Origin of the sequence: Methylophaga thalassica (assembly GCF_030159795.1) — a bacterium.
Taxonomy (GTDB): Bacteria; Pseudomonadota; Gammaproteobacteria; order Nitrosococcales; family Methylophagaceae; genus Methylophaga; species Methylophaga thalassica.
The window spans coordinates 198548-224519 of sequence record NZ_BSND01000004.1 but is presented as its reverse complement, the minus strand read 5'-3'; the positions used below and the strand labels follow the sequence as shown (position 1 = coordinate 224519).

Genomic DNA, 25972 nt, shown 5'->3' with positions numbered 1-25972 from the left:
TCTAAAACGATTTCGCCATTTGTTCCAGCAAGGCGGTTTGTGCCGAAATTTGGGGCGCTGACTCTTCCTTGTCGACACGGTGATAACGACCATCAGCATTTAGAATCCATGCCTGTGTGTTATCAGTCAGATAGAGTTCTAAATCTTCCATAATACGGGTGCGTAATTTTTTCGATTCAATCGGGAAACAGGTTTCAACACGACGTAATAAATTCCGTTTCATTAAGTCTGCACTACCAGCCCAGATTTCAGGTGAACCCTGGTTTTCAAAGTAGAAAACACGAGTGTGCTCGAGAAAACGACCGATAATACTTCTGACCTGAATATTCTCAGACAGGCCTTCAACTCCTGGTTTCAGACAACAAATGCCACGGACAATCAGATCGACTTTAACGCCAGCCATTGAGGCGCGATAAAACGCCTGAATCATTTCCTGTTCAACAACAGCATTCACTTTAACGATGATTCGGGCTGGTTTGCCTGCTTTTGCTGAATCAATTTCTTTTTCGATTTTTGCCAGCAAGCCTTCATGCAAAGTGAATGGTGCATGCAGCAATTTATGCATCTGAGGAATTTTACCGAGGCTGGTTAACTGAATGAACAGATTGTTAACGTCTTCGCCTATTTGTTTATCAGAAGTCAGTAGACCGTAGTCGGTATAAATACGCGATGTACTGCGGTGATAGTTACCTGTACCCAGGTGAACGTAACGACGTAGCTTGCCATTTTCACGGCGGAGGATAAGCAGCATTTTCGCATGGGTTTTATAACCGACAATGCCATATACCACATGGGCACCCGCTTCCTGCAGTCGTGATGCTAATGCGACGTTAGCTTCTTCATCAAAGCGTGCACGCAGCTCCACCACCACGGTTACTTCTTTACCTGCCTGAGCAGCCGTAACTAAGGCATCAACAATCGGTGATTTAGCGCCGGTACGATATAAGGTTTGTTTTATAGCTAGGACACTACTGTCAGCCGCTGCCTGACGAATCATGTCAATAATTGGCGTGAATGACTGATAAGGGTGGTGCAACAGCATATCTTGCTTACGCAGAGCATCAAAAATATCGACATCCAGACTTAAACCGCTCGGGCGACCTTGAGTGAATGGTCTGAATTTTAAATCCGGTCTATCCACCAGAGAACAGACAGTTTGAATACGGCTCAGGTTAACTGGGCCATTTACCAGATAAACGTTGTCACGTTCCATCGCACATTCATTACGCAGAAACTCAACCATATCTTCAGGACAGTTATGCGCAATTTCCAAACGCACTTCATCACCGTAGTTACGTTGTGTTAGTTCGTCTGCAATGGTGGCAAGTAAATCACTGGTTTCTTCGGTATCAATGGCCAGATCACTGTTGCGTGTCACCCGGAACTGGAAACAACCTTTTATTTTCATGCCAAAGAATAGATCTTCAGCAAAGGCATGGATAATGGATGACAGGAACACAAATTTGTATTCGCCTTCAGCTACCATTTCAGCTGGAAGCTGAATAACTCGTGGAAGTGCGCGAGGAGCTTGTAATATGGCGTAACCACGGTCACGACCAAAGGCATCTTTGCCGACCAGTGACACAATAAAGTTCAAACTTTTATTGAGTAAACGTGGGAAGGGATGCGCCGAGTCCAGACCCATTGGACTGAGGATAGGTAAAATTTCTTCCTGAAAATAGTCTTTCAGCCAGGCATTGTGCTCATCTGTCCATTGTGCACGTGGTAAAACCTGGATAGATTCCTGATCTAACTCAGGTAATAACACGTCATTCAAGACACGGTACTGTTCTTCGACCAGTTCATGCGCGCGCTGGTTAATTAATTTCAAACATTCCTGTGCAGTGATCTGATCGGATTCAATGTAAGGATCACCAATTTCGATCTGCTGAATCAGGCCGGCAACACGTACTTCAAAAAACTCATCCAGATTGGTACTGGAGATACATAAATAGTTAAGACGTTCCAGCAAAGGCACATTAGGATCAAGCGCTTGCTGCAAAACGCGCCAGTTGAATTCAAGTAAACTTAATTCACGGTTGATGTACAGAGCCGGGTTATTTAAATCTAAAGCGTTTTCTTCAGTCATATTGCCTTTCAGATCGTTTTACACAGATTTTTTTATAATAATGCAGTTTTATGACAATGCGATGAATTACCATCGGTATTTGTCGTACATTTCGGGGTTGGCCCAGAACCGGCTATTCAGCCAATCACGTTTAGGCTGATAGTTTTCTATCGCATAACTAAAAATGCGCAAGCCTTCCTCTGTACCCGCAATATGTTTAAAGCCCATTGCCAGATAGTCGGTGAATTGCCAGTCGTTTTTAGCCGCCAGTTCAGTATGGCTGATGAGAATAACATGAGGCGAATATTGATTCTTGATCATACCAAGCCAGGCTTGGGCTGCTGGTTTTTCGAGTGACTCCGTTAAGTGACTGATAACGGCCAGGTCTACTGGTTCAATATCATGCAGTTGCTGCTGTTTAAACGGTGTCGTCAGATGCTGCAATCTAGTATCATTATCGGTTTGCAGACAACTAGCTGCTGTCTCTCCGGCCGTTAAAATCGTTTTAGGATTGAACTGCCTGATGAGAGGGGTAAGCAAGCTGGATAGGGCGATAGAATCTGTCATGACTAAGCAGCATAAAACATCTACTGAATTCTGGAAACACAAACGACTCAGTCAGATGACACACGATGAATGGGAAAGCCTGTGTGATGGCTGCGGGCGTTGCTGTCTTCACAAACTGGAAGATGAAGATGATGGACGCATGTATTACACAAAAGCCGCATGCTCTTTATTAGATATCCATAGCTGTCGCTGTAAGGATTATGAGAATCGTCAAACCGTCATTCCGGACTGTATTCAATTAAGCATCGAAAATGCGCACTATTTTGACTGGTTGCCTGCAACCTGTGCTTATCGTTTACTAGCTGAAGGTGAAGATTTGCCTGAGTGGCATCCGCTGATTAGCGGTGATCCGGATAGTGTTCATCAAGCGGGTATTTCTGTGCGTGGTATTGCTCAACCGGAAGATGAAATAGAAGAGCTGACTGAAGCTATTATTTCGCTGAGCTATGAGGCCAATTAGTTAAATGACACCACAAGAGAGCCGAGAGTTTACTGCCCGATTAGAACAAGCCGCTATATTGCTGCTTGAGATGGAAATTTACCGTAAACCTGATGACTTGGCTCGGCGATTTGGCCTTCCTGTACCGGTTGTACGTTATTGGTGGCGGCAAACGGATCAAAAAAACCATCCGGTTGACCAGAGTCAACTGTCACCCCGCGAAGTGAAAGTGATACGCAAAGCCTCACAAACACTGGAAGGTTGGGAAAAAGCGAAACGCTACCGCCCTGAATGCGGCGCTCGTCTTACTGGGGGTAAGCGTTGTAAACGCTCAGTCGCTATCAGACCACCCGAAGGCTGGGGCATCGGTGCATTGGCTGATCGTTGTCGTTTACATGGCGGCTTATCCAAACGGCCAAGAAAAAAAGTGAAAGATGATGACGAGCTGTTGTAATCTAACCTTTAATAAACAAGCCTGAGCCATTGCCTGATAATTGATGATAGATAATACGGACGTTCTTAAAGAAATTTACACGCTGTCTCAAGCTGGCAAGACAGGAACTGTCTTTATTACAACAACAGAAAACCGGGCCTGTCATATTCTGCTGGAAAATGGCCGGGTCGTCGCTTTATCACACGGATCTCTGCGTGGCGAACAAGTATTAAAACACTGGTTTAATTTGGATATTGAGCGGTATTCTTTTAAACCTAATCTGAAAATGCCATTAGCCGGACGCAGCTTTCTTGATGATGACATCGACATATTTCAGTTTTTAAATGTGTCATTTGAGGAGCGCAGCAGCGAGGCTGCTAAACCCGTGTCGACAAGTAAAAAACGCATTTACCGTGGTGTTGAAATTGAGGAAGCTGAAACCTCAACTGTGTCGAATAAGCCACGTGAAAAAGTGAAAAAGCCATTACGAATCTACCGTGGCCAAATTTTAGAAGATTAACATCAGTAACAAGCCAACTTGAAAATCGGTATCATAAGCCGACTTTAACCTCTTCCAAATAATATGACGCTGACTATGAAATATACTCCAAGTGATTTTAATCCCGGTTTGTGTGATTTTCTTGATGCATCACCAACACCGTATCATGCGGTTGCATCCATGCAGACATTACTGGAAGACAATGGTTTTACTCAGCTTCATGAAGCTGACAGCTGGGGACAGTTAGACGCTGGTCAGTATTTTGTTATTCGTCAGGCATCTATCATTGCGTTTACGCTAAACGGACAAGAATTAGTCAGCAGTGGCATACGCATGGTCGGTGCACATACTGATAGCCCTTGCCTGAAAGTGAAACCCAAACCGGAAAAGGTGAAACAGACCTTATTGCAACTTGGTGTTGAAGTCTACGGTGGTGCTTTATTAAATCCGTGGTTTGATCGTGATTTATCACTGGCTGGCAGAGTGAGTTATGAGAATGCTCAAGGGCAGATTGAACAGGTCATTATTGATTTTAAAGAGGCGATTGCGACGATCCCAAGCTTAGCGATTCACCTGGATCGTGAAGTGAATCAGAACCGTAATATTAATCCGCAATTGCATTTACCACCGATTCTGGCTCAAGTCGATGATGGCGATAGCCTGGATTTCCGCGCTTTATTGGAACAACAATGTCGGCAACAGTATCCAGATATCAATATTGGTCGGGTGCTGGATTATGAAATGTGTTTTTATGACACCCAAAAAGCCGCAGTGATTGGTTTATCTGCTGATTTTATCAGTAGTGCCAGACTGGATAATTTGCTGAGCTGTTATATCGGTTTGCAGGCCTTGCTGGCTGCTGATAAAACACGACCTGCCTTACTGGTGTGCAATGACCATGAAGAAGTGGGCAGTCAATCTGTTTCCGGTGCGCAAGGCACATTTTTGCAGTCGGTACTGCAACGTCTTGCGATGAATACTGAGGCCTATCAACGCATGGTGGAACAATCGATGATGATATCGGCTGACAACGCCCATGCGATACACCCGAATTACGCCGACAGACATGATGCTGAACACGGTCCCTTATTAAACAAAGGACCGGTCATTAAGACCAATGCTAATCAGCGCTATGCCACCAGCAGTCAAACCAGCGCCATATTCAGGCAATTGTGCCAGCAGCATAATGTGCCAGTGCAGGATTTTGTGGTCAGAACAGATATGGCCTGTGGCAGCACGATTGGCCCCATTACTTCTTCTCATATTGGCGTTAAAACAATCGATATAGGCTTACCCACATTTGCCATGCATTCGATTCGTGAATTAGCAGGTAGTCAGGACGCGGTGATGCTCTGTAAAGTGCTGACCGCCTATTTTAATCAAAAATAATCTAGGAGTTTTTATTCTATGGCTGAGACAGTAGACGAATTAACCGTTGAATATCATGAAGGCGATACCATGACGGTTAAAGAGTTAGATAAAGTCATCTTAACCAAAGGTGCGTGGGCAACAGTGATGTTCCGTTATCAGGATTTAGATCGTAAAACAGGCGAGTTTGGTCCGGATAAATACACCATTCGTCGATACCAGAAGCGTAATGGCGAGTACAGCCAACGCTCGAAATTTAATATTTCCAGCCGTGATCAAGCATCGCAGATTATCAACGCATTAACTAAATGGACCGATGAATAAGAGTTTAATTACCCATCTGGTGGCTGCCACCTTTGTTGCCACCGGTTTATTTGTTGATTCTCTAGCTTCAAAAGCCATTCTGGCCACAGGTTTGTTTGCTCTGGCTGGCAGTCTGACTAACTGGATTGCCATTCATATGCTGTTTGAGAAAGTCCCAGGACTATATGGTTCTGGCGTGATTGTTGAGCGCTTTGAAGAGTTTAAAGCGGGCATTCATAAGCTGGTGATGCAGCAATTTTTCAGTAAAGACAATGTCGATCGGTTTCTGGCTGAATTAGTGTCAGATAATTCTCAACATCCGCTGGATTTCTCCGATGTGATTGAAAATACTGACTTAGAGCCCGTCTACGATAGCCTTGTCGCTACAATCATGGAGTCGTCTTTTGGCAGTATGTTATCGATGTTTGGCGGCAAGTCTGCTTTAGAGCCGCTACGTGAACCTTTTATTAAAAAGATGACGCGCTCGCTGGATGATATTGCCCATAGCGATTCTTTTCAGCAAAGTGTCCGATCTAAGTTAAACAGTCATGCAGTGTTTGATGATATTCATCTACAAATTGAGCATATTGTGGAATCACGACTGGAAGAACTGACACCACAAATGGTGAAAAACATTGTTCAGGACATGATTCGTACCCATTTAGGCTGGTTAGTTGTCTGGGGTGGGGTATTTGGTGGTTTGATTGGTTTTATTACCAGCTTCTTACCACTATAGATGAGTGTTATTTGTCCGCTGTGCCAGCATCAGGCCAGTGAGTTTTATCAGTTCAAAAAACATTTATATCATCAATGTCAGTTTTGTTATGGCATTTTCATGGATCCGGCTTTATGGCCGGATCGTGAAGCAGAACAACGGCGTTATCTGGAACATTTGAATGATGTGGAAGACAGCCGCTTTCAGCGATTTGTTGCCCCGATTACCCAACTCGTTCAGCAATTGTTTCAATCTCACCAACAGGGGTTGGATTTCGGTGCCGGTCATGCCCCGGTCATTACTCATGTACTGCAGCAAGCAGGTTTTGCTATTGCCGCGTATGACCCTTTATTTTTTAATGATGACGCACTTTTAGAGCAGCGATATGACTATATTTGCAGTTGCGAAGTCATTGAACATTTTCATCACCCTGCACAAAGCTTTGCTCAGTTAAGAAAGCTCTTGAAGCCTGGTGGTCGACTGTTTTGTATGACAGAAATCTACCATGAAGGTATCGATTTTCATCGCTGGAATTATAAAAACGACCCGACACATGTCTTCATGTATCATCGTAATACTGTAAGTTATATTGCTGATAAATATGGATTTAAGAAAGCAATGATTGAAGGTCGCTTAATTCAATTCCAAGCTAATAGCTCGCTATAAATTGTTGGCGGATAGCCTGCTGATGTTGGGCGGGTAACACCAGGGTAACGACGACTTTATCAGTAAAATTCTGCTCAATGATTTCCCCGCGTAGCTGTTTGAGTTGATATTCCAGCAACTGAAGTTGGGAGTAATCAATCTCTAATGTCATTTGTGCCATTTCTACCCATTTAACAATATTCGCTTCGGCAATCGCTTGTTTTGCGGCTGCACCATAAGCACGGGTAAGACCGCCGGTACCGAGTTTGATGCCACCAAAATAACGGATCACACCAATCACGGTATTAATCAGATCCTGTCCTTCTAACGGCGCCAGTATCGGACGACCTGCGGTGCCGGAGGGTTCACCTGCATCATGAAAACGTTCGGTCAAAAAACCTTCTGGTTGGCGAATACGCCAGGCAAAAGCGAGATGATTAGCTTGTGGGTGTTGCCGGGCCAGCTGACCTAATTTACGAAGAGCGTCATCTTCACTTTGGCAGGGCATGATAACGCCAATAAATCGGGATTTTTTTATTTCATATTCCACTTCAGTCGTGGTTTCTACAGTGTAAAATTCTGTGGCCATGAACACTCGGCTATAGGAAAAAATAAGCCAACAATTTACCATATTGTGCCTACCAACATTTTGTCGGGGCTATAAGGCAACTTGCTGAGCCTAGTTTATGGCTTAGCGTCAGTCTGATTGAAGAGGATGATCTCATTCTATCGCCGCATAACAGCTTAGCAACAAGGTGTTGAATAAAAAATTATGAAATTACGGAGCAAACCACATTGTCAGATAGTGCATTTATCGTAGGTCAGCGCTGGGTCAGTAACAGTGAAGCAGAGCTGGGTCTGGGTATTATTCAGGAAAGCAGCGGACGTCGTATTGAAGTATTTTTTCCTGCCGCAGCAGAAAGTCGTTTTTATGCTGCCGATAATGCGCCATTGAGTCGGGTTATCTATTCTGAAGGTGATAAGGTCAGCACCCGTGAAGACGTGAGTTTTGTGATTAGTGCCGTGCAGCCCTTTAATGGCTGTTATATCTATCAAGGTGATACAGAGGCGGGTGAGCCGATCAGTATCCACGAAATGGATTTGGATAGCCGTGTGCACTTTAATCAACCGCAGGATCGCTTTTTTGCCGGGCAGGTCGATAAAAACAGTCAGTTTGAATTACGTGCCAAAACACTCAGTTATCAACATGAACTGGTGAAGTCACCTGTATATGGATTATTAGGTGGACGAGTTCAGCTTTTACCTCATCAACTCTATATTGCTCAACAAGTGGCACAGCGTTTCGCGCCGAGGGTGTTATTAGCCGATGAAGTGGGCTTAGGTAAAACCATCGAAGCGGGTTTGATTCTACATAAACAAGTGTTATCGGGCCAGGTCAGACGCGCGCTTATTGTGGTACCTGATGCCTTATTACATCAATGGCTGGTTGAAATGCTACGCCGTTTTAATCTGACATTCACATTGATTGATCATGAGCGCCATGAAGCACTGCAAGAGCTGGATGAAGGTAATCCTTTTGACAGTGCACAATTTGTTCTGTGTGGTTTGAACGATTTATTAGCCAATCCGCAAATGCAAATGGATATGCTGGCAGCCCAGTGGGATATGCTAATTGTTGATGAAGCCCATCATCTGGCGTGGTCACCTGAACAGTCAAGCGAAGGTTATCAACTGATAGAAACACTGGCCGCACAAATTCCTGCTTTATTGTTATTAACTGCGACGCCGGAGCAATTAGGCATCGAAAGCCATTTTGCGCGTCTGCGTTTATTAGACTCAGATAAGTTCTTTGATTTTGATGACTTCGTGAAACAGGAAGCAGCTTATCAACCGGTCAGCGAATTAATTGAACAGCTTGATGCGGCTGAAACCTGGGCACAATTATCAGCAGCACAGCAGTCGCAGCTTAAGGACTACATCGATGAGCTGTTATTTCAGCAATTAAGCTCAGAAGACCAGTTTACAGTCGCTAAAGTGGATGCGATTCAACAATTGCTCGACAGACACGGTACTGGTCGGGTGTTGTATCGCAATACACGTGATGTAGTGAAAGGTTTCCCCAACCGTATTCTTCATCAGTATGAATTGTCACTTCCGCAAGCGTTGGTCGGTGAAGAGGTGAGCCATATTATTTTGCCAGAGCAGCATTTTACTGAGGCTGACTGGTTAAAAAATGATAGCCGTGTGAGCTGGCTGGTCGATTTCTTAAAAGCACACCGTGATGACAAGATTTTGATTATCTGTGCTCAAGCTGACACAGCTCAGCAGCTTGAAAACTACCTGAATATTAATCAAGGCATCCGTTCAGCGGTATTCCACGAAGGTTTAAGCCTGGTGAACCGTGACCGGGCGGCGGCCTATTTTGCCGATGATGAAGAAGGGGCACAATGCCTTGTTTGTTCTGAAATTGGCAGTGAAGGGCGTAACTTTCAGTTCTCGCATCATCTGGTGTTATTTGATTTACCGGTAAATCCGGACTTGCTGGAACAGCGGATCGGCCGTTTAGACCGTATCGGTCAGCATCATGATGTGCATATTCATGTGCCTTATTATGCGGGTACAGCTCAGTCTGTGTTATTGCATTGGTATCACGATGGTATGAATGCGTTTGAACAGGTTTTGGCAGCAGGGCAACGTATTGCCGGAGAGACCAAACAACAGTTACAAGCCGCAATGGCAGAACCTGGAAACAACAAAGCATTAGACAGTTTAATAAAACAAACACAAAAAGTGACTGAGCAAACCCTGGCTGAATTACAGTCGGGTCGTCACCGTTTACTGGAACGCCATTCTTATAATGAATCCCATGCCGAATATGTGGTCGGCGAAGTCGAGTCGCTGTCACGTTCACTTGAATTAGCGGGCTTTATGGATGATGTGTTTGATGCCTTTGGTGTGGATCAACAGCCGCATAGTAGCGACAGTATTATTATCGAGCCTGGCACTCATATGCAGACCCAGTTCCCAGAGCTGCCAGATGAAGGTCTAACCGCCACCTATCAGCGTCATAAAGCCTTAGGGCGTGAAGACATGACATTCCTGACCTGGGAACATCCTATGGTGCTGGGCGCCATTGATATGGTGTTAAATAGTGAGCTTGGTAATAGCGCTTTCTGCACACTGGCAACAGATGAGGTGAAAGCTGGCAGCCTGTTACTTGAAGCGATATTTGTTATGCGAACCGTGTCTGAACGTGACTTACAGATTCAGCGTTTTATTTCTGAAAGCCATATCAGACTGGTGGTTGATGAGCGTGGCAGGCAATATCAAACCCTGTTTGAAGAGCAGGATTTTAATAAAATGGCAGGGCGTATTCCGCGCGCCACCGCACAAGAACTGATTCGTCATGCCCGAAGTCCCGTGGAAAACTTGCTGGAGCAAGCCAAAAAAGCGGTTGTTGATATGGAAAAAACGCTTAAACAAGAAGCGCTGGACAATATGAACAATGAATTGGAGCAAGAGTATCAACGGCTCAGCGCACTAGCGAAGGTCAATCCAAATATCCGCCCACAAGAACTGGATTACCTGAAACAGCGTCAAGATAAGTTGAATAGCGGTATCCAATCGGCTTCATTATCACTGGATGCCATCAGGGTTGCTATAGTGACAGAACCCAATAACTAAAGAGACTGAGCCCAGGATGGTCAAGCTGAAAAAATTTTTATTACCGGTATTAATTCTTGGCCTGACCATTCTGATTGTCGTGGTGCTTGTTGCGACGAAACCAAAAGCCACGCCAAAGGATACACAGCAAAAAGCCTGGCTGGTGAATGCGATAGCAGCGCAGATGACCACGGTAAGTCCTCAAGTCACCGTATATGGACGCATTGAAACCCCTCGTGATGCCACGCTAAAAGCGGCTGTCGAAGCCGATGTCGAGCAAGTTCTGGTGTTAGAAGGTGAAACCGTGACTCAGGGAGAGTTGCTGCTGCAATTGGATAAAACAGATGTTGAACTAGTAAAACAGCAGCGTCAGGCCGATGTCGATGAAATTATCGCTTCAATTGCCAATGAAAATGTCCGCTATCAACGTGATCTCGCATTATTAGAAAATCAAAAACAACTTGTTAACCTCGCCGATAAAGCGGTGCAACGCACAAAAAAACTCGAACAAAATAAATTAACCTCACAAGCGGCTTTGGATGAATCTTCGGCCGCTTATCAGCAACAAGAGCTGGCGCTAAAGCAGTTACAAAATGATATTGCTGAGCACCCTTCACGAATCGCCCAGCTAGAAGCATCAAAAAAACGGGCAGAAGCCTTGCTGAAGCAAAGTGAAGTCAATCTAGAACGAACAGATATCAGAGCACCGTTCCCGAGCCGGGTGGCGAAGCTAAATGTTGCCGTGGGTGATCGGGTCAGACCCGGTGATAGTCTGATTAATGTCTACGATCTCAATAATCTGGAAGTGCGGGCGCAGATTCCAGGACGTTATAGCCAACAAATCCGACAAATGATGCAACGCCATCAGCTTATTCAGGCGACGGCGATGATTGATGATGAACTGGTTAAGCTTGAATTAAAACGGCTTTCAGGTGAAGTCAGGCTTGATAGTGGTGGTATCGACGGCTTGTTTCGCTTAGTGAATCATCCAAATAACTTACCGCTTGGTACCTTTGTTGAGCTGCAGTTACAGCTATCAGAACAGCACAACGTGATCGAGCTGCCATTCAGTGCTTTATATGGTTTGGACCGTGTCTATCTGATTGAAGATGGTCACTTAAAAGCCGTCACCATTGAACGCGTAGGAGAAGTCGTCGGCAAAGATAATCAACATCGTTTATTAATCCGAAGTGACGAGATTGCTAGCGGTGATTTAATTGTCACTACTCAGCTTCCCAATGCCATCACCGGTTTAGCGGTTGAGACCAAGTTGTGAGTTCCACCACCCATCGCGCAGATATCATTGGTATTTTTGCTCAACATAAGGTTGCAGCAAACCTGTTGATGCTGATGATGTTGATTGGTGGTTTTGTATCATTGAGCAAACTCAATACCCAGTTTTTTCCAAACTTCGCCTTGGATGTGATTACTATCAATGTGGTCTGGCGCGGTGCCAGTGCAGAAGATGTGGAAGACTCGTTAACCAGCCGTATTGAGCAAGAGCTTCGCACCATCGATTATGTCGACAAAATGACCTCGACCTCATCTTATGGTTCGTCTCTGGTGACATTGGAGTTTGATGAAGGCACTGAGATGGGCCCGGCGCTTGATCAGGTGAAAGATCATGTTGCCCGGCTCCGCAACCTGCCTAAGGATGCTGAAACACCCGAAATCAGCATTGCCACACACTATGACAATGTTGCCCGATTATTGGTCACTACCGACGGTCATTTAGACGAACTCCGTGGCTTAGTTCATCAAATTGAACACGAACTGCTGGATGCCGGTATTTCACGAGTCACTATCACCGGATTACCAGATGAAGAGATGGCGATTAAAGTCAGCACCTCGACACTAGAGTCTTTGGGTTTAAGTTTTGGTGATGTCAGTCAACGCGTCGCTGACCAGAGTCAGGATTTACCGGCAGGCGAGATTGGCAATGGTGAAACGACCCGGCAAATTCGTAGTCTTGACCAACGCCGGAATGCTGATGCCTTTGGCAGTATCTCTTTAAAAAGTGATTATCAGGGACGTCGTCTACTGCTTGACGATGTGGCTGATGTGGAACGCCGCGCTATGCGTGATCAGGTGAAAGTCTTTTATCACGGACAACCCGCCGTTGAAATTGCATTGCAACGAACAGAAAATGCCGATGCCCTTGAATCAGCGAGGATTATGGAAAACTGGCTGGAACAGGCTAAACCCAGCTTACCCAAAGGTGTAGATATCCGCGTTTATGATGCCAGTTGGTCACTGATACAGGAACGCATCAATTTGCTGCTCAGTAATGGTCTCAGTGGCTTATTACTGGTGTTGGCTATCCTTTTCTTATTCCTACACGGCAGAGTGGCTTTTTGGGTAGCCGTGGGTATTCCCGTTTCTTTTATGGCTGCATTGACCGTGCTGTATATATTGGGCGGTAGCATTAATATGATCAGCCTGTTTGCCTTGATCATGGCGCTGGGGATTATTGTTGATGATGCGATTGTGGTGGGTGAAGATGCGTTATCACACTATCAAAGTGGAGAACGCTCATTATTAGCCGCTGAGGGCGGGGCAAGGCGAATGCTGGCGCCAGTGATTTCTTCTTCTTTAACCACCATTGCAGCCTTTTTACCGCTGATGCTTATCAGTGGAGTGATTGGCAATATCTTATTCGATATCCCCTTTGTGGTGATTTGTGTAATCATTGCTTCACTTGTAGAAAGTTTTCTTATACTTCCCGGCCACTTACGCCATACTTTTCATACAATGCATCATCTTGATCCAGGTCGGTTAAGACGCTGGTTGGATGAAAAGTTTGAGCATTTTCGTGAGCAGTTTTTCAGACCGTTAGTGACTATGGCTGTGAAAAACAGTGCGGTGACCATTAGCCTCACACTGGCTTTATTGATCATTTCAATCAGCTTGCTGGCCAGTGGCAGAATCCTGTTTAACTTCTTTCCATCACCGGAAGGCACCACAATTACCGCTAATGCTCGCTTTGTCGCCGGCACACCGAAGCAGGATGTTGAGCAATTTTTACAACATATCAATCTGGCACTCGATGAAGCTGAAGCGGACTATGAACAACGCATTGTCAAAATGGCGGTCACTCGACTGGGCAGTGCTTCATCTGCAAATTCTAATGTCAGTAGCAGCCAAGCAGACGAGCGTTTCGGCTCTGTTCAGCTGGAGATGATATCGCCAGACCAACGTGATATCAGAAACAAAGATTTTATTAACGACTGGCGTGAACATATCAGCTTACCGCCGGGGATTGAGACATTTACCATCAGTGAAGCGCGTGGTGGCCCACCTGGGAGTGATATTGATATTCGCCTCACTGGCGCTGCGGCGCAGCAATTAAAAAAAGCCGCACATGAGGTGGCTGAACAATTAAAAAATTACAACGGTGTCAGCGCCATTGAAGATGATATGCCTTATGGTCAGGAACAGCTGATTTATCGGATAAAAGGCCAGGGCGAAGTGCTGGGGTTAACCGTTGAAAACGTAGGGCGCCAGTTACGGGCCGCGTTTGATGGGCAATTAGTTCAGATTTTTCAGGATGGTGATGATGAGGTTGAAGTACGTGTCATGTTGCCTGATGCCGAGCGTAACACCCTGGCGACATTAGAAAACTTCATGTTGCGTTTGCCTAATGGCGGGAGTGCGCCCTTATCCAGTGTCGTTGAGTTTGAGTCACGCCGCGGCTTTGATGTGCTCAGGCATACCGACAGTCAGTTAGCGATACATATCACCGCGACAGTAGACTCTGTAGTGAATAACAATAATGTCATTTTAGAAGATATGAAAAAGGCTTTTTTACCTGAAATATCATCTAAATACGGCGTGAAAGTTGGTTATGAAGGCCGAGCAGAAGAGCAGGCTGATACCATGTCAGATATGGCACAAGGCACATTGCTGGCCTTTATTATGATTTATTTGGTGCTGGCCTGGGTGTTTTCATCCTATGGCTGGCCACTGGTGGTAATGGCAGCGATTCCATTTGGCTTGATTGGTGCCTTAATTGGACATTGGTTACTCGGTATTGATCTGACCATTTTGTCTTTGTTTGGTATTTTTGGTTTATCAGGCATTGTTGTGAATGATTCCATCATTCTGGTGACGTTTTTCAAACAACTCACCGAGTCCGGAATGCCGGCACAGCAAGCCATTATTGAAGCCTCAACACAACGTCTTCGCGCGGTGTTGTTGACCTCACTCACGACGATCGCCGGACTCACGCCTTTATTATTTGAAACATCATTACAGGCACAGTTTTTAATCCCCATGGCGGTTTCCATGTCATTTGGACTGATGTTTTCAACAGTTTTAGTCTTATTGGTGATACCCGCCATGCTGGCCGTTTACGAACGAGTTGCTAATAAATTTCTGCCGAAACGAACAGACTCAGTGACAATTTGATACTGTGTTAAGTCTGATTTAACAATCACTGTGCATGCTGTTGTAATTTGGATAGATCAGCATTTATTTAAGGATTTTTCATGCGACGTTATACCTCATATGTTATAGCTGCCTTGATAGGCACATTGAGTCCTGTGGTGAGTTTTGCAGAAGATAGTGAGACGGTCAGTAGCAGCGTGCCTTATGCAGCTAACCTGGATTTAGCTTCACTAACGGATAAGGTATATCAGCGATTACCGGGATTATTAGCTGAAGATAAATACCGCCAATTGCTGCAGGCGAATGATACATACAGTCAGGCCTTGTTTGCCGAGCCGGTGACCGGGAATCTGAGCCTGTTCAGTGATGAAGTGGGGACCGGACACGGTTTTCAAGAATGGGAAGGCGGTGTTGATTTACCGTTATGGTTGCCAGGTCAAAAACAACAGCAACAGGCCTTGTCAGACAAAATAGCAGCCGAACTGCCTGCTTATCAGCAAGCATTGAAACTGGAAGCTTCTGGTGAAGTGAGACAACAAATCTGGCAGGTGAAACTGGCCGAAGCCCAACTTGAACAAGCCAAACTGACCTGGGAAAACGCGAAAAAATTACAAAATGATGTTGAATCGCGAGTAAAAGCCGGGGATTTAGCTTCAACTGAACGTTTACTGGCGAGCAGTAACACGCTTGAAGCGCACAGCAAAATGGTGAATGCACAGTCGCAGCTTCAACAGCGGCTGAAAATTTATCAACTGATTACCGGTGAGAACGCCTTGCCGCAGCAGGTGGAAGAAGCCGTTAGCAACACCACTGAGGACTTACAGCAACATCCGCAGTTGCAGTTACAGGATCAGTTGATAGCCAGACTACAGGCACAAATGGGGCTGGCACAATATGATGGCGCAGTAAATCCCAGCCTGTCTGTAGGCGTAAGACGAGAACGGGGAGATAGGGCGGAAGACTATACCAACAGTATGGGCATCGGATTCAGCATGGCGCTGGATGATAAGGCATACAGACAACCTGCCATCGCTCAGGCCTCAGCCGAATTAGCTGATGCTCAGGTTGCACGTCAATCATTATGGCGTCAGCTAAAAACACGACAAGTCGCCCTTCAGGAAGAATTAAACAGTAGTCGACAGCAGCTGGACTTGATCACGGAACAAAATAAAACCACCCAGCAGTATTACCAATTACAAAAACGTGCCTTTGATTTAGGTGAAATTAATTTGATTGATTTATTGCGCAGTCAGGCGCTGGCGAATGATAATGAGAGCAGAAAGCGTCTGTTGGAAGTTCAAATAAAGCAACAGATTTCTGAATTAAATCAATCATATGGGATGATTTTGTCTAATAATTAATAAAGCCCTCTAAGCTTAATTTTTCGTTAAGCTTTTTTTTTTAATCTAGCTTCCATACCACCTCCCAAGGGGAATTTTATGGAAGCTAGATCGTTTGCACAGTCTGTCACTAAAAGTCGCTCTCAACGCGTCGTTGAGCGACAAATTATTCAGCCTGTTTTTCCACTCACGCTGGCAAAAGCGAATGAGCCGGGACGAATGGACGCTGAACAATTTATTTATCAGCGCTTTGAAAAACAACACGGTGCAGAGATCAGCCATTTTCTGCCGTTTATCTTGTCTGCCAGGACAGGCGGTTTAGTTTCAGCAGCACTTGGTTTTCAGCCAGCCAGTTATTCATCACACCTTTTTCTTGAGTATTATCTTGAGAATGATATTCAAACGACGCTCAGTATTCTTACCCAAACAGTCGTTCAACGTGATGCGATTGTGGAAATAGGCAATCTGGCCTCCGGCCGACAACGTGCGACTCAAACACTATTTTTACTTCTTGCTGAGTTGTTCTATCAAGCCGGTTATGAATGGGTTGTATTTACGGCTAATTCAGCCGTTTCACAGTGGTTGGCAAAATTAGATATTGAGACTATTGCCATCCGTGTTGCAGACCCGACCAGGTTGCCAGATAAAGGGGCAAGCTGGGGTAGTTATTACGATGATAAGCCAGTGGTAGTGGCCGGAAATATCCGACAAACCATGGCAAAACTGACTGACAATCCGCTTATGCTATATTTGCGTCAAAGCTATCAGCATCAATTAGATGAATTTGTCGCGAGTTTCCGTCATGGCTGAGTTAGTCGAACGTTTACGTCGGATTGCGGCACAACAGCCAAACGCACTGGCCTTGCAGGACCCATATCGTCAGCTGACCTGGCGTCAGATGATAGACGAAGTGGATAGACTAACGGAACTGCTTTTACCTTATGCACAGAATGTCGTTGCCTTATATGCCGACAACAGTGTCGACTGGGCGTGTATTGATCTGGCCTGTTATCAAGCCAGAGTCATCAGTTTGCCTATTCCTGCCTTTTTTTCGGCCGAACAACAACATCATGCCATCAGTGAAAGTGGCGCATTAGCGTTAATCGAATCGAAAGGCACGACATTATTTCAATCACTCAAGCTGTTTGACCAGCTGCATCTGTCGTTAACGGACAATCTTATTTTGTTTCCATTAGCCAAGAATGGTCAGAGTCAAATTCCAGAGAAAACCCAAAAAATTACCTTTACATCGGGATCTACTGGTCAGCCTAAAGGGGTGTGTTTGAGCACAGATAATCAATTAGCTGTGGCTGATGCCATTATTCAACGTACAGAATTACAAGCTATCAAACACCTTTGTGTATTACCGCTGACCACCTTACTGGAAAATCTAGCCGGCATTTACGCACCATTACTTAGCAGAGGATCGGTCACCTTATTACCAGCAGCCGAGCTCGGCTTTAATGGTGGACGAGGTTTTGATGTTCAGCAATTTTTACAAACGCTGAGCAAACAACAGCCAGAAAGTGTGGTGTTATTACCCGAATTATTATTAACCCTGGTGTCAGCCGCTGAAACAGGCTGGCCAGTACCTGGCAGTTTGAAATTTATTGCGGTGGGTGGCAGTCGGGTATCAGCAGACTTATTACGTAAAGCTGATGATTTAGGCTTACCGGTTTACGAAGGTTATGGCTTGTCAGAATGCAGCTCGGTTGTCAGCCTGAATAGTCCAAAACAACGTCAAATAGGCAGTGTCGGTCAGACGCTTGATCATGTAAAAGTCAGTATTGAGTCCGGCGAAATCATCGTTTGCGGCAACTGCTTTTTAGGTTATATCAATCATCCTGATAGCTGGTATCCAGAGCAGATAGCTACTGGTGATTTAGGGTTTATTGATGAAAACCGCTATTTGCACATTAATGGTCGCCGTAAAAACCTGTTAATCAGCAGCTTTGGCAGAAATATCAATCCGGAGTGGGTGGAAAGCGAGTTATTGGCTAATCCTATTCTGGCCTATTGCACGGTGATTGGAGATGCAAAATCACATTGCAGTGTCTTGGTTCAGCCTCGTTTTGACAATATCACTGACGCCATGATTGACCAATGGATCACCCTGGTCAACAAACGCCTGCCAGATTACGCACAACTGGCAGACTGGCAGCGCTTTGAATGGCCACTCAGTGTGGAAAACGGCACGTTGACGGCAAATGGTCGTCCTGTCAGACAACAAATATTAGAGAGCTACCATCATCAAATAAATGCTTTATACAAGGAGCAGGCATAAATGCTTTTTTTCGACAGATTAAAAACAGAAACAGCAGCAGCACGTGAACAATTATTCAGTGCACCGATCATTGCTAAAGCGATGACAGGCGATATCACTACCGAGCTTTATATTAACTTTCTGACGCAGGCCTATCATCACGTTAAACATACCGTACCATTGCTGATGAGTGTCGGTGGCGCTTTGCCGGAACAGAAAGAATGGCTACGTAATGCCGTGGCAGAATATATCGAAGAAGAATTAGGCCATCAGGAGTGGATACTGAACGATATCGCAGCCTGTGGTGCTGATAAAGAAGCGGTAAGACACAGTCAGCCAAATCTGCAGACAGAAATGATGGTCGCCTATGCTTATGACATGGTACATCGCATCAATCCCTTAGGTTTTTTTGGCATGGTACATGTGCTGGAAGGTACCAGTATCACCACTGCAGACAAAGCCGCAGAAAGTATTCAAAATGCACTAGGTTTACCGACTAAAGCCTTTAGTTATCTGAGATCACATGGAGCGCTGGATCAGGATCATGTCAAATTCTTCGAAGGTCTGATGAATCAAATCACCGATCCCGCCGAACAAGATCTCATTATTCATAGTGCCAAACGCTTTTATTATCTCTACGGCAACATCTTCCGTAGCCTGACTGAAGAGAAGATGCCATGCACAGTCTGAGAGATGTCACCATTCTGATTACCGGTGCCGCCGGTGGTATCGGGCAAAAGTTAGCTAAGGCATTACACGATCAGGGCGCTAAGTTGATATTGACGGATGTCAATGCAGACAAGTTAACTGAACTGAACGTCAGCTTAGGCGAAAAGCATTACGACTTTGTAGCTGACGTTAGCAAGACAACGCAGCGCCAGTCACTGCTGGATTATTGTGAAAATCTGCCTTATCCGCTGCAAATGATCATTAATTTGGCGGGTATCAACCGTTTTGCTGCCATCACCGATCATTCAGATAATGATATTGAACGGATGTTAACGATTAATCTGAGTTCACAGATTGCACTAACACGCGATTTTATTCCTTTACTGGAAAAAAATGCGCCATCAACCATCGTCAATGTTGGCTCTATTCTGGGAAGTATCGGCATGCCCGGTTATAGCGTCTATTGTGCTACCAAGTTTGGCTTACGGGGTTTTAGTGAAGCCCTTCATCGTGAACTGGCTGGCAGCGGGGTGGATGTGCGTTACTTTGCACCTCGCGCCACAAAAACAGCGCTTAATAACGACAATGTCAATGAAATGAACAAAGCATTAGGCAGTGCGATGGACAGCCCTGAGCAAGTAGCCAATGCCATTGTCGACTTTTTGCTGACGGATAATCGAAGACATTATTTTGGCTGGCCTGAAAAACTGTTTGTCAAAATCAACAGTATCCTGCCAGGCATTGTTGATAAATCAATTATTAAACAACTACCTATCATAAAACGTTATTTTTAATGGAGAAAATGATGAAAGCGTATATATTCTCAATGATTCTGGGGCTAGTGAGTCTGCCTGTCAGTGCCGATGTGATGCAAAGCGTCGCTGATCTGCAGCATGACTGGGCTAAAGTGAATTACACTCTAACGGGGGATGCACAGGAAAAAGCCTTTGAAAGCCTGATTGAAAAAGCGAATAGTGTGGTGAAGCAATATCCAGAGGCGGCGGAATCACATATCTGGCGTGGCATTATTGAATCAAGTTATGCCGGTGCCAAGGGCGGACTTGGCGCTTTATCTCTGGCGAAAGCCGCAAAAGCCGATTTGGAAGAAGCGATGAAAATAAATGATACCGCGCTGGACGGTTCGGCTTATACCAGCTTAGGTACCTTATATGCCAAAGTACCCGGCTGGCCTATTGGGTTTGGTGATGATGACAAAGCCGAAATGATGTTGAAAAAAGCCTTGACCATCAATCCAACTGGCATAGATAGTAATTACTTCTATGCACAGTATTTAATAGATAATAACCAGTATAAAGAAGCAGAAACTTATCTGTTAAAAGCACAACAAGCACCTGCCAGACCAAGTAGACCCCTTGCAGATAAAGGAAGACAGCAAGAAATCGAAAAAGCCTTACAGCAGGTCAGATACAAACTAGGGAATGAACAACATGCAGGTATTACTCATTGAAGATGATGTTTCACTCGCAAAAGGCTTACAAACCAGCCTGAAAAGGGAAGGTTTTATCGTTAATCATTTGAGTGAAGGCAAGCAGGCCATTAACAGCATTGCTTCTTCTGAGCCGGATATTGTGGTGTTGGATCTGGGCCTGCCAGATATGGACGGTAATGAAGTCCTGAAACAAATTCGACGGCGTAATGCCGAGTTGCCTGTGCTGATTCTTACAGCTCGTAACTCTATTCAGGATAAAGTCGCCGGGCTTGATAGTGGCGCGGATGATTATCTGGCAAAACCGTTTGAAATGGATGAGTTACTCGCGCGCCTGCGCGTGTTGGAACGCCGGCTCAGTAGCCTGAAACATGCTGATCTGACCGTAGGCAACGTGTCCATCGATACGCGCGCTCAACAGGTGAAAGTTAATGGTGAGAATGTCGATTTTTTCCGTCGTGAATACATGCTGTTAAAAATGTTGATGGAGAATGTTGGCCGCGTGCAGACCCGCGATAGTCTGGAAAGTAAGCTTTACAGCTGGGGAGAAGAAATTGCCAGTAATGCGATTGAAGTCCACATTCATCATTTAAGAAAGAAACTACCGGAGAACTTCATCACAACGGTGCGTGGTGTGGGTTACACAATTAAAGCGCAATGAAGTCTATTCGCCTTTATTTATTACTGGCGTTATTAGCCACAATAACGCTGGTGAACTTTGTGTCGTTATTGCATGGTTATCAGTCGAGTATGCAAAAGGCACAAAATTTATTTGATTCTCGTTTAGAAAGTACCGCGATATTGATCGCCTCAGCTAACTCTCGTCAGGTGGGCCAGGAAACGGTAACCAATCAGCAAACACCTTACACCTTTTTTCAGATTATTGATGATAGCGGTCAGTTATTAACGCGTTCTGAGAATGCCCCAGATAAGGTGATGGGAGAACTGGATGAGGGCTTTCATATCATTAACTTTGGCAGCTATCGCTGGCGAAATTATGTTTACCGCGACACGGTTTTGCAGCGATGGGTCGTAGTGGCCGAGCGTATCGATATTCGCTATATGCTTGCCGAAGATGTGGTGATGGAATCCTTACTGCCGATTGTGATGGCAATACCTGTAGCCGCGTTAATTATCTGGTTTGCCGTCGGGATTGGTCTCAAACCACTTAACGCGTTTGCCAGCCAGTTGAGTGAGAGAAAAGCGGATGATCTCCGTCCGATTGAGCTTGACCGTGTGCCGAAAGAACTCACAACAGTAGTCAATAATACGAATAGTCTGTTATTACGTTTGGCTGAAGCCTTTGATCGTGAGCAACGTTTCTCAGCTGATGCGGCGCATGAGTTACGTACCCCCGTCAGCGTGCTTAAAGTACATTTACATAATTTACGTGCAAGACTGGGTAATGACGATGAAGACATTATCTTATTACGCGATGGTGTCGAACGTATGGGGCACCTTATCGAACAGATTCTGGCGCTGTACCGTACCTCGCCTGATCAGGCGGCAGTCAAATTTGAAAGTGTAGATTTATTTAAATTAGTTCAATCACTTATCGCACGAAGTTATCATGCTTTTGAGTCTAAACAGCAAGAAATTGAAATGGATGGTGAGTCACACATCATCGAAGGTAATGTGTTTGCACTGGAAACCCTGATAAGCAATTTATTAAATAATGCGAATAAATACACACCGGAGAAAGGTCGTATTCATGTTGTGGTAAGGCGTCATGAAGAAGGGGTGTTACTGAGAGTCGAAGATTCTGGCCCAGGCATACCTGAAGAACAATATCAGCGTGTGTTTGAACGTTTTTATCGCCTGCATGGTGATCAGCATAATAGTGGTGTCATTGGCTGTGGATTAGGACTGACTATTGTTAAGCATATCGCTGATTTGCATCGTGCCCACATCCAATTGGGGACATCCGCTTGGGGCCATGGATTAAAGGTCGATGTCATATTTCCTCTGAGAGCAGTCAATTATGCGTAGAGTTGGGTTATTTTTATTCTTATCGTTTTTGGTGATGCCGGTGTTCGCTGGCCCTCCGGTGATTGAAATCGAAATTCGTGATCATCTTTTCTTTCCCGATGAAGTTAAAATCCCTGCCAATACCAAAGTCAAACTGTTGGTGAAAAATATGGATCCGACAGCGGAAGAATTTGAAAGTTATGAACTAAACCGCGAAAAGGTAATTGCCGGAAACAGTCAGGCATTTATCTTTATTGGTCCACTGCCAGCCGGGGTGTATCCGTTTTTTGGTGAGTTTTTCCCTAAAACGGCACAAGGCAAAGTCATAGCGGAGTAGAAATAGTGTTACTGAATGCGGTAGTGATTGTTTTACGTGAGGTGCTGGAAGCCTCGTTGATTATCAGCGTGTTTTTGGCGCTTAGCCAGATTTTGAACCGAAGCTTAAAGTGGATGTTGCTCGCATTAGTTTTAGGGCTAGTCAGTGGTTTTATCTACGCTGGCACCATCAGTACTGTCTCAACGGCCTTTGGTGGGATTGGACAGGAAATCGTCAATGCAACGATTAATATCCTTATATTCATGGCTTTAGTTATTTTTGTCACAGCAGTACCGCATCAGAATATGCAGCGTTGTCGTCGCCTAACCGTGATAGCTATTATGAGCACCGTTATCTTAGCGATTATGCGCGAAGGTTCAGAAGTCTTGTTATTTATCACTGGCTTTATTGGCGTGCCGGATTTATTGGGGCCCGTATTAATGGGAGGAGCTGTGGGGGCTGGACTCGGTGTAAGTGTTGGTGTGTTTATTTATTATTTCATCGTAAACCTTATCCCCCGGCACGGTGTATGGGTTGGCTATTTATTATTATTACTGGTGGCAGGAAGTTTAATGTCGCAGGCGGTTGAGTTTCTGATTCAGGCGGATCTGTTAACCTCATCAGAACCTATCTGGAATAGCTCTAATATCATTGATGAACACTCTGTTGCCGGGCAACTTCTGTTTGCTTTATTAGGTTATGAAGCTACGCCCCAAACAAGTCAGGTCATCGCCTATATTTGTAGCATGGTCGCTTTGTTTTGTGTGGCGATGTTCAGCTTTATAAAACGAGATCGAAATTAATGAAATACCGTGTAATGACCGTTACTGGCGCTTTATTAATTGCGCCTATCCTGGCCCAAGCGGATGGATCAGCAGTGGATAAAGTCTACCATCCGTATGTGCAGCCGCTGGAAAAGGAAGTAGAGTGGCGGATGATTACTGCTGAAGGCGATAGTCTGCAAAAACTGAGTTATGGCCAGTCTTTATCTGATCGCCTTTATGTTGAAGGTTACCTTACCGCCAGTGAAGAAAATGATAATTTCCGTTTGTATAGTTATGAACTCGAAGCCAAGTGGCAACTGACTGAGCAGGGAGAGTATGCCATTGACTGGGGACTGGTCACCGAACTGGAAAAATCCAATATCCGTGATCAGTGGGAAGCAGCAACAGCATTACTTATGGAAAAGGAGTGGGGTGATTGGGTCGGAGCAGCCAATCTTTGGCTTGAATACGAATGGGGTAATGATATTGAGGAAGAGCTCGAAACAGCCCTAAGCATGCAGGCGCGTTATCGACTGTCACCTATGTTTGAGCCTGCCATTGAATATTATGCCGGTGATGAAACCCGCGCCATTGGCCCGGTTGCATTGGGAGATGTGCGCTTTTCTGCTGGTAAAAAACTCCATTGGGAAACCGGAATATTATTTGGTGTTGGTAAACAATCTCCTGACGCCACCTTACGTTTTCTGACCGAGTTTGAGTTTTAGTCTGTGTAAAGTTTTGTTAACACTTTAAGACTCTGTTAATAAGCCATCACTAATATGGTGCTATCTTTATGACGGTAGAACCAAGTGATGCAAACAGGGACGATAATAAAAAAGCCAGTCACGATAGACAATGAGCTGGCAAAGCCAATTTATTCGCCTCAACAGCGACATCTGAAAAAGACAGAGCAAACTTCGTATCTGTCGACATCACCTGCGTTTTTTCCTAAAACTGGCAAGCTGATTTGCCATCTGATACTCGTCTTACAAGCACTGGCTCTCGATGTATTTTCTTTGGTCTTTATGCTTTTTTCTCCACTCTTTTGTTTAGGAAAACATGATGTTGACTAATCTGTTACGCCCCTTATTGATCACTATTACACTCGGCTTATCCATCCCCGCTTATTCGCAAAGTTTGCAATTGGATAAAACCCAAATGGACAACCTTGGAGTGAGCTATCAAGCGGCGGTGTCTGTTTCCGAAACAAAAAGTCATCATTATCCCGCCAAAGTGTCTGTTCCTAATGCGAATCGGCATATTGTTCATACCAGTCAGGAAGGCGTAGTCACGCAAATGTTAGTGGCTGAAGGCGATATTGTTAAGGCAGGTCAAGTGTTGGCCACCGTTAATAGTCCGGCCTTGTTAACGTTGCAGACTCAGTACTTACAGGCTGAAGGACTACTTAATCAATTACTCACAGACATGCAGCGTGATAAGCAGTTATTTAATGAAGGCATTATTGCTGAGCGCCGTTATCTTGATGCTAAAACCCGTTATCAACAACAAAAAACCTTGGTTGATAGCCAAATAAAAACCTTGCAGTTAGCAGGAATGCCCTTAGATGCCATTAAAACATTAAAGCAACAACAAACCATGGACAGTCATTTACATGTCCGTGCGGTCAGTGAGGGGGTGGTCATGGCGCAAAATACCGTGATTGGCCAACGCGTGATGGCATCTGATGTGTTGTATGAGGTGGCTGATTTATCAACATTATGGCTTGAAATCCATGTGCCACTGCTGGTCGCCAGTAACATCAATATTGGCTCAAAAGTGATGGTGTGCGACAGGGATGTCTCAGCGTCAGTGATGACGGTTGGCAGGCAAGTTCATAATATTGATCAGGGTGTGCTGGTACGTGCTGAAACTTCTGACAATACGGAGTTATTAACCCCCGGCGAATTTGTACAGGTTTGTTTTGTGCAAAATACACAGTCGATGCTTTATGAGATTCCTTACAAAGCCATATTACGTGTCGAAGGCATAACCCATATCTTTTATTTTGATGGTCAATCTATCAGCCTGCGACCAGTACATATCGTTTCTCAATCAGAGAATAGTGTCACGGTATCAGATGCTTTTTTAAGTAACGGATATGTGATTGATGAAGGCGTGTCATCGCTGAAGTCTGCTTGGCAAGCTGAGGGACAATAGA

25 protein-coding genes are annotated in these 25972 nt (G+C 44.9%); 22 read left to right on the top strand and 3 right to left on the bottom strand.

Annotated elements, in window-relative coordinates:
• Window position 1 precedes the first annotated feature (1 nt).
• Window positions 2-2089: a polyphosphate kinase 1 gene (gene ppk1, locus QQL60_RS05925; RefSeq protein WP_273180506.1), complete on the bottom strand. Its 2088-nt coding sequence runs from the start codon at window positions 2087-2089 to the stop codon at window positions 2-4.
• Between the two features lie 66 nt (window positions 2090-2155).
• Window positions 2156-2635 (bottom strand): DUF6231 family protein, encoded by a 480-nt coding sequence (locus QQL60_RS05920; RefSeq protein ID WP_284451213.1) that lies wholly within the window; start codon window positions 2633-2635, stop codon window positions 2156-2158.
• Between QQL60_RS05920 and QQL60_RS05915 the strand changes: the two genes are divergently transcribed.
• From QQL60_RS05915 to QQL60_RS05885, 7 genes are all read left to right on the top strand, one after another.
• On the top strand, window positions 2634-3095 hold the full coding sequence (locus QQL60_RS05915) for a YcgN family cysteine cluster protein (RefSeq protein ID WP_040576208.1): 462 nt from the start codon (window positions 2634-2636) through the stop codon (window positions 3093-3095). The genes QQL60_RS05920 and QQL60_RS05915 overlap by 2 nt on opposite strands.
• Before the next feature lie 4 nt (window positions 3096-3099).
• A complete protein-coding gene (locus QQL60_RS05910; RefSeq protein WP_284722734.1) occupies window positions 3100-3528 on the top strand; it encodes a hypothetical protein in 429 nt (142 codons plus the stop codon).
• Window positions 3529-3571: 43 nt separating this feature from the next.
• The gene (locus tag QQL60_RS05905) at window positions 3572-4027 is read left to right on the top strand and encodes a hypothetical protein (RefSeq protein ID WP_284722733.1); all 456 of its coding nucleotides are present in this window, start codon (window positions 3572-3574) and stop codon (window positions 4025-4027) included.
• A gap of 75 nt (window positions 4028-4102) precedes the next feature.
• On the top strand, window positions 4103-5395 hold the full coding sequence (locus QQL60_RS05900) for a M18 family aminopeptidase (RefSeq protein WP_284722732.1): 1293 nt from the start codon (window positions 4103-4105) through the stop codon (window positions 5393-5395).
• Between the two features lie 18 nt (window positions 5396-5413).
• Window positions 5414-5698 carry a hypothetical protein gene (locus QQL60_RS05895; protein ID WP_091714020.1) on the top strand — a complete coding sequence of 95 codons (285 nt, stop codon included), beginning with the start codon at window positions 5414-5416 and terminating at the stop codon, window positions 5696-5698.
• Window positions 5691-6413 (top strand): DUF445 family protein, encoded by a 723-nt coding sequence (locus QQL60_RS05890; RefSeq protein ID WP_284722731.1) that lies wholly within the window; start codon window positions 5691-5693, stop codon window positions 6411-6413. The genes QQL60_RS05895 and QQL60_RS05890 overlap by 8 nt, the downstream gene beginning before the upstream one ends.
• Window positions 6414-7058 carry a class I SAM-dependent methyltransferase gene (locus QQL60_RS05885; protein ID WP_284722730.1) on the top strand — a complete coding sequence of 215 codons (645 nt, stop codon included), beginning with the start codon at window positions 6414-6416 and terminating at the stop codon, window positions 7056-7058.
• On the opposite strand, the gene QQL60_RS05880 is transcribed toward QQL60_RS05885, so the two are convergent.
• Window positions 7042-7626: a YigZ family protein gene (locus QQL60_RS05880; protein WP_284451208.1), complete on the bottom strand. Its 585-nt coding sequence runs from the start codon at window positions 7624-7626 to the stop codon at window positions 7042-7044. The genes QQL60_RS05885 and QQL60_RS05880 overlap by 17 nt on opposite strands.
• Window positions 7627-7832: 206 nt before the next feature.
• On the opposite strand from QQL60_RS05880, the gene rapA reads away from it, so the two are divergent.
• From rapA to QQL60_RS05805, 15 genes are all read left to right on the top strand, one after another.
• Window positions 7833-10682, top strand: coding sequence for an RNA polymerase-associated protein RapA (gene rapA, locus QQL60_RS05875; RefSeq protein ID WP_284722729.1), 2850 nt, complete (start codon window positions 7833-7835; stop codon window positions 10680-10682).
• Between the two features lie 16 nt (window positions 10683-10698).
• A complete protein-coding gene (locus QQL60_RS05870) occupies window positions 10699-11937 on the top strand; it encodes an efflux RND transporter periplasmic adaptor subunit (protein WP_284722728.1) in 1239 nt (412 codons plus the stop codon).
• On the top strand, window positions 11934-15068 hold the full coding sequence (locus QQL60_RS05865) for an efflux RND transporter permease subunit (protein ID WP_284722727.1): 3135 nt from the start codon (window positions 11934-11936) through the stop codon (window positions 15066-15068). The genes QQL60_RS05870 and QQL60_RS05865 overlap by 4 nt, the downstream gene beginning before the upstream one ends.
• An 80-nt stretch (window positions 15069-15148) precedes the next feature.
• Window positions 15149-16408 carry a TolC family protein gene (locus tag QQL60_RS05860; protein WP_284722726.1) on the top strand — a complete coding sequence of 420 codons (1260 nt, stop codon included), beginning with the start codon at window positions 15149-15151 and terminating at the stop codon, window positions 16406-16408.
• Window positions 16409-16486: 78 nt separating this feature from the next.
• Entirely contained in the window at window positions 16487-17197 is a 711-nt protein-coding gene (locus QQL60_RS05855) for a thermostable hemolysin (protein WP_284722725.1), read from the top strand.
• Window positions 17190-18671: an AMP-binding protein gene (locus tag QQL60_RS05850; RefSeq protein ID WP_284722724.1), complete on the top strand. Its 1482-nt coding sequence runs from the start codon at window positions 17190-17192 to the stop codon at window positions 18669-18671. The genes QQL60_RS05855 and QQL60_RS05850 overlap by 8 nt, the downstream gene beginning before the upstream one ends.
• Window positions 18672-19340: an iron-containing redox enzyme family protein gene (locus QQL60_RS05845; protein ID WP_284722723.1), complete on the top strand. Its 669-nt coding sequence runs from the start codon at window positions 18672-18674 to the stop codon at window positions 19338-19340.
• Window positions 19328-20113 (top strand): SDR family oxidoreductase, encoded by a 786-nt coding sequence (locus QQL60_RS05840; protein WP_284722722.1) that lies wholly within the window; start codon window positions 19328-19330, stop codon window positions 20111-20113. Before QQL60_RS05845 ends, QQL60_RS05840 begins: the two co-directional genes overlap by 13 nt.
• A gap of 11 nt (window positions 20114-20124) precedes the next feature.
• Entirely contained in the window at window positions 20125-20787 is a 663-nt protein-coding gene (locus QQL60_RS05835) for a tetratricopeptide repeat protein (protein WP_007145026.1), read from the top strand.
• Window positions 20768-21427 carry a response regulator gene (locus QQL60_RS05830; protein ID WP_007145027.1) on the top strand — a complete coding sequence of 220 codons (660 nt, stop codon included), beginning with the start codon at window positions 20768-20770 and terminating at the stop codon, window positions 21425-21427. Before QQL60_RS05835 ends, QQL60_RS05830 begins: the two co-directional genes overlap by 20 nt.
• Complete coding sequence (locus QQL60_RS05825; RefSeq protein ID WP_284451199.1) at window positions 21424-22755, top strand: sensor histidine kinase; 1332 nt, start codon at window positions 21424-21426, stop codon at window positions 22753-22755. Before QQL60_RS05830 ends, QQL60_RS05825 begins: the two co-directional genes overlap by 4 nt.
• Window positions 22748-23071 (top strand): cupredoxin domain-containing protein, encoded by a 324-nt coding sequence (locus QQL60_RS05820; protein WP_007145029.1) that lies wholly within the window; start codon window positions 22748-22750, stop codon window positions 23069-23071. The genes QQL60_RS05825 and QQL60_RS05820 overlap by 8 nt, the downstream gene beginning before the upstream one ends.
• Window positions 23072-23076: 5 nt before the next feature.
• Window positions 23077-23853, top strand: a complete 777-nt coding sequence (locus QQL60_RS05815) for an FTR1 family protein (RefSeq protein ID WP_284722721.1) — start codon at window positions 23077-23079, stop codon at window positions 23851-23853.
• The gene (locus QQL60_RS05810; RefSeq protein WP_007145031.1) at window positions 23853-24539 is read left to right on the top strand and encodes a hypothetical protein; all 687 of its coding nucleotides are present in this window, start codon (window positions 23853-23855) and stop codon (window positions 24537-24539) included. The genes QQL60_RS05815 and QQL60_RS05810 overlap by 1 nt, the downstream gene beginning before the upstream one ends.
• 334 nt (window positions 24540-24873) lie before the next feature.
• Window positions 24874-25971: an efflux RND transporter periplasmic adaptor subunit gene (locus QQL60_RS05805; RefSeq protein WP_284722720.1), complete on the top strand. Its 1098-nt coding sequence runs from the start codon at window positions 24874-24876 to the stop codon at window positions 25969-25971.
• Window position 25972 lies beyond the last annotated feature (1 nt).

Excerpts from the sequence above, each read along its gene's own strand:
- QQL60_RS05915 (WP_040576208.1), top strand. The coding sequence starts at position 2,634 with ATGACTAAGCAGCATAAAACATCTACTGAATTCTGGAAACACAAACGA.
- QQL60_RS05810 (WP_007145031.1), top strand. The coding sequence starts at position 23,853 with ATGAAATACCGTGTAATGACCGTTACTGGCGCTTTATTAATTGCGCCT.
- QQL60_RS05835 (WP_007145026.1), top strand. The coding sequence starts at position 20,125 with ATGAAAGCGTATATATTCTCAATGATTCTGGGGCTAGTGAGTCTGCCT.
- QQL60_RS05840 (WP_284722722.1), top strand. The coding sequence starts at position 19,328 with ATGCACAGTCTGAGAGATGTCACCATTCTGATTACCGGTGCCGCCGGT.
- QQL60_RS05895 (WP_091714020.1), top strand. The coding sequence starts at position 5,414 with ATGGCTGAGACAGTAGACGAATTAACCGTTGAATATCATGAAGGCGAT.
- QQL60_RS05920 (WP_284451213.1), bottom strand. The coding sequence starts at position 2,635 with ATGACAGATTCTATCGCCCTATCCAGCTTGCTTACCCCTCTCATCAGG.
- QQL60_RS05885 (WP_284722730.1), top strand. The coding sequence starts at position 6,414 with ATGAGTGTTATTTGTCCGCTGTGCCAGCATCAGGCCAGTGAGTTTTAT.
- QQL60_RS05820 (WP_007145029.1), top strand. The coding sequence starts at position 22,748 with ATGCGTAGAGTTGGGTTATTTTTATTCTTATCGTTTTTGGTGATGCCG.
- QQL60_RS05905 (WP_284722733.1), top strand. The coding sequence starts at position 3,572 with ATGATAGATAATACGGACGTTCTTAAAGAAATTTACACGCTGTCTCAA.
- QQL60_RS05850 (WP_284722724.1), top strand. The coding sequence starts at position 17,190 with ATGGCTGAGTTAGTCGAACGTTTACGTCGGATTGCGGCACAACAGCCA.
- ppk1 (WP_273180506.1), bottom strand. The coding sequence starts at position 2,089 with ATGACTGAAGAAAACGCTTTAGATTTAAATAACCCGGCTCTGTACATC.
- QQL60_RS05855 (WP_284722725.1), top strand. The coding sequence starts at position 16,487 with ATGGAAGCTAGATCGTTTGCACAGTCTGTCACTAAAAGTCGCTCTCAA.
- QQL60_RS05880 (WP_284451208.1), bottom strand. The coding sequence starts at position 7,626 with ATGGCCACAGAATTTTACACTGTAGAAACCACGACTGAAGTGGAATAT.
- QQL60_RS05890 (WP_284722731.1), top strand. The coding sequence starts at position 5,691 with ATGAATAAGAGTTTAATTACCCATCTGGTGGCTGCCACCTTTGTTGCC.
- QQL60_RS05825 (WP_284451199.1), top strand. The coding sequence starts at position 21,424 with ATGAAGTCTATTCGCCTTTATTTATTACTGGCGTTATTAGCCACAATA.
- QQL60_RS05870 (WP_284722728.1), top strand. The coding sequence starts at position 10,699 with ATGGTCAAGCTGAAAAAATTTTTATTACCGGTATTAATTCTTGGCCTG.
- QQL60_RS05805 (WP_284722720.1), top strand. The coding sequence starts at position 24,874 with ATGATGTTGACTAATCTGTTACGCCCCTTATTGATCACTATTACACTC.
- QQL60_RS05900 (WP_284722732.1), top strand. The coding sequence starts at position 4,103 with ATGAAATATACTCCAAGTGATTTTAATCCCGGTTTGTGTGATTTTCTT.
- QQL60_RS05845 (WP_284722723.1), top strand. The coding sequence starts at position 18,672 with ATGCTTTTTTTCGACAGATTAAAAACAGAAACAGCAGCAGCACGTGAA.
- QQL60_RS05830 (WP_007145027.1), top strand. The coding sequence starts at position 20,768 with ATGCAGGTATTACTCATTGAAGATGATGTTTCACTCGCAAAAGGCTTA.
- QQL60_RS05910 (WP_284722734.1), top strand. The coding sequence starts at position 3,100 with ATGACACCACAAGAGAGCCGAGAGTTTACTGCCCGATTAGAACAAGCC.
- QQL60_RS05860 (WP_284722726.1), top strand. The coding sequence starts at position 15,149 with ATGCGACGTTATACCTCATATGTTATAGCTGCCTTGATAGGCACATTG.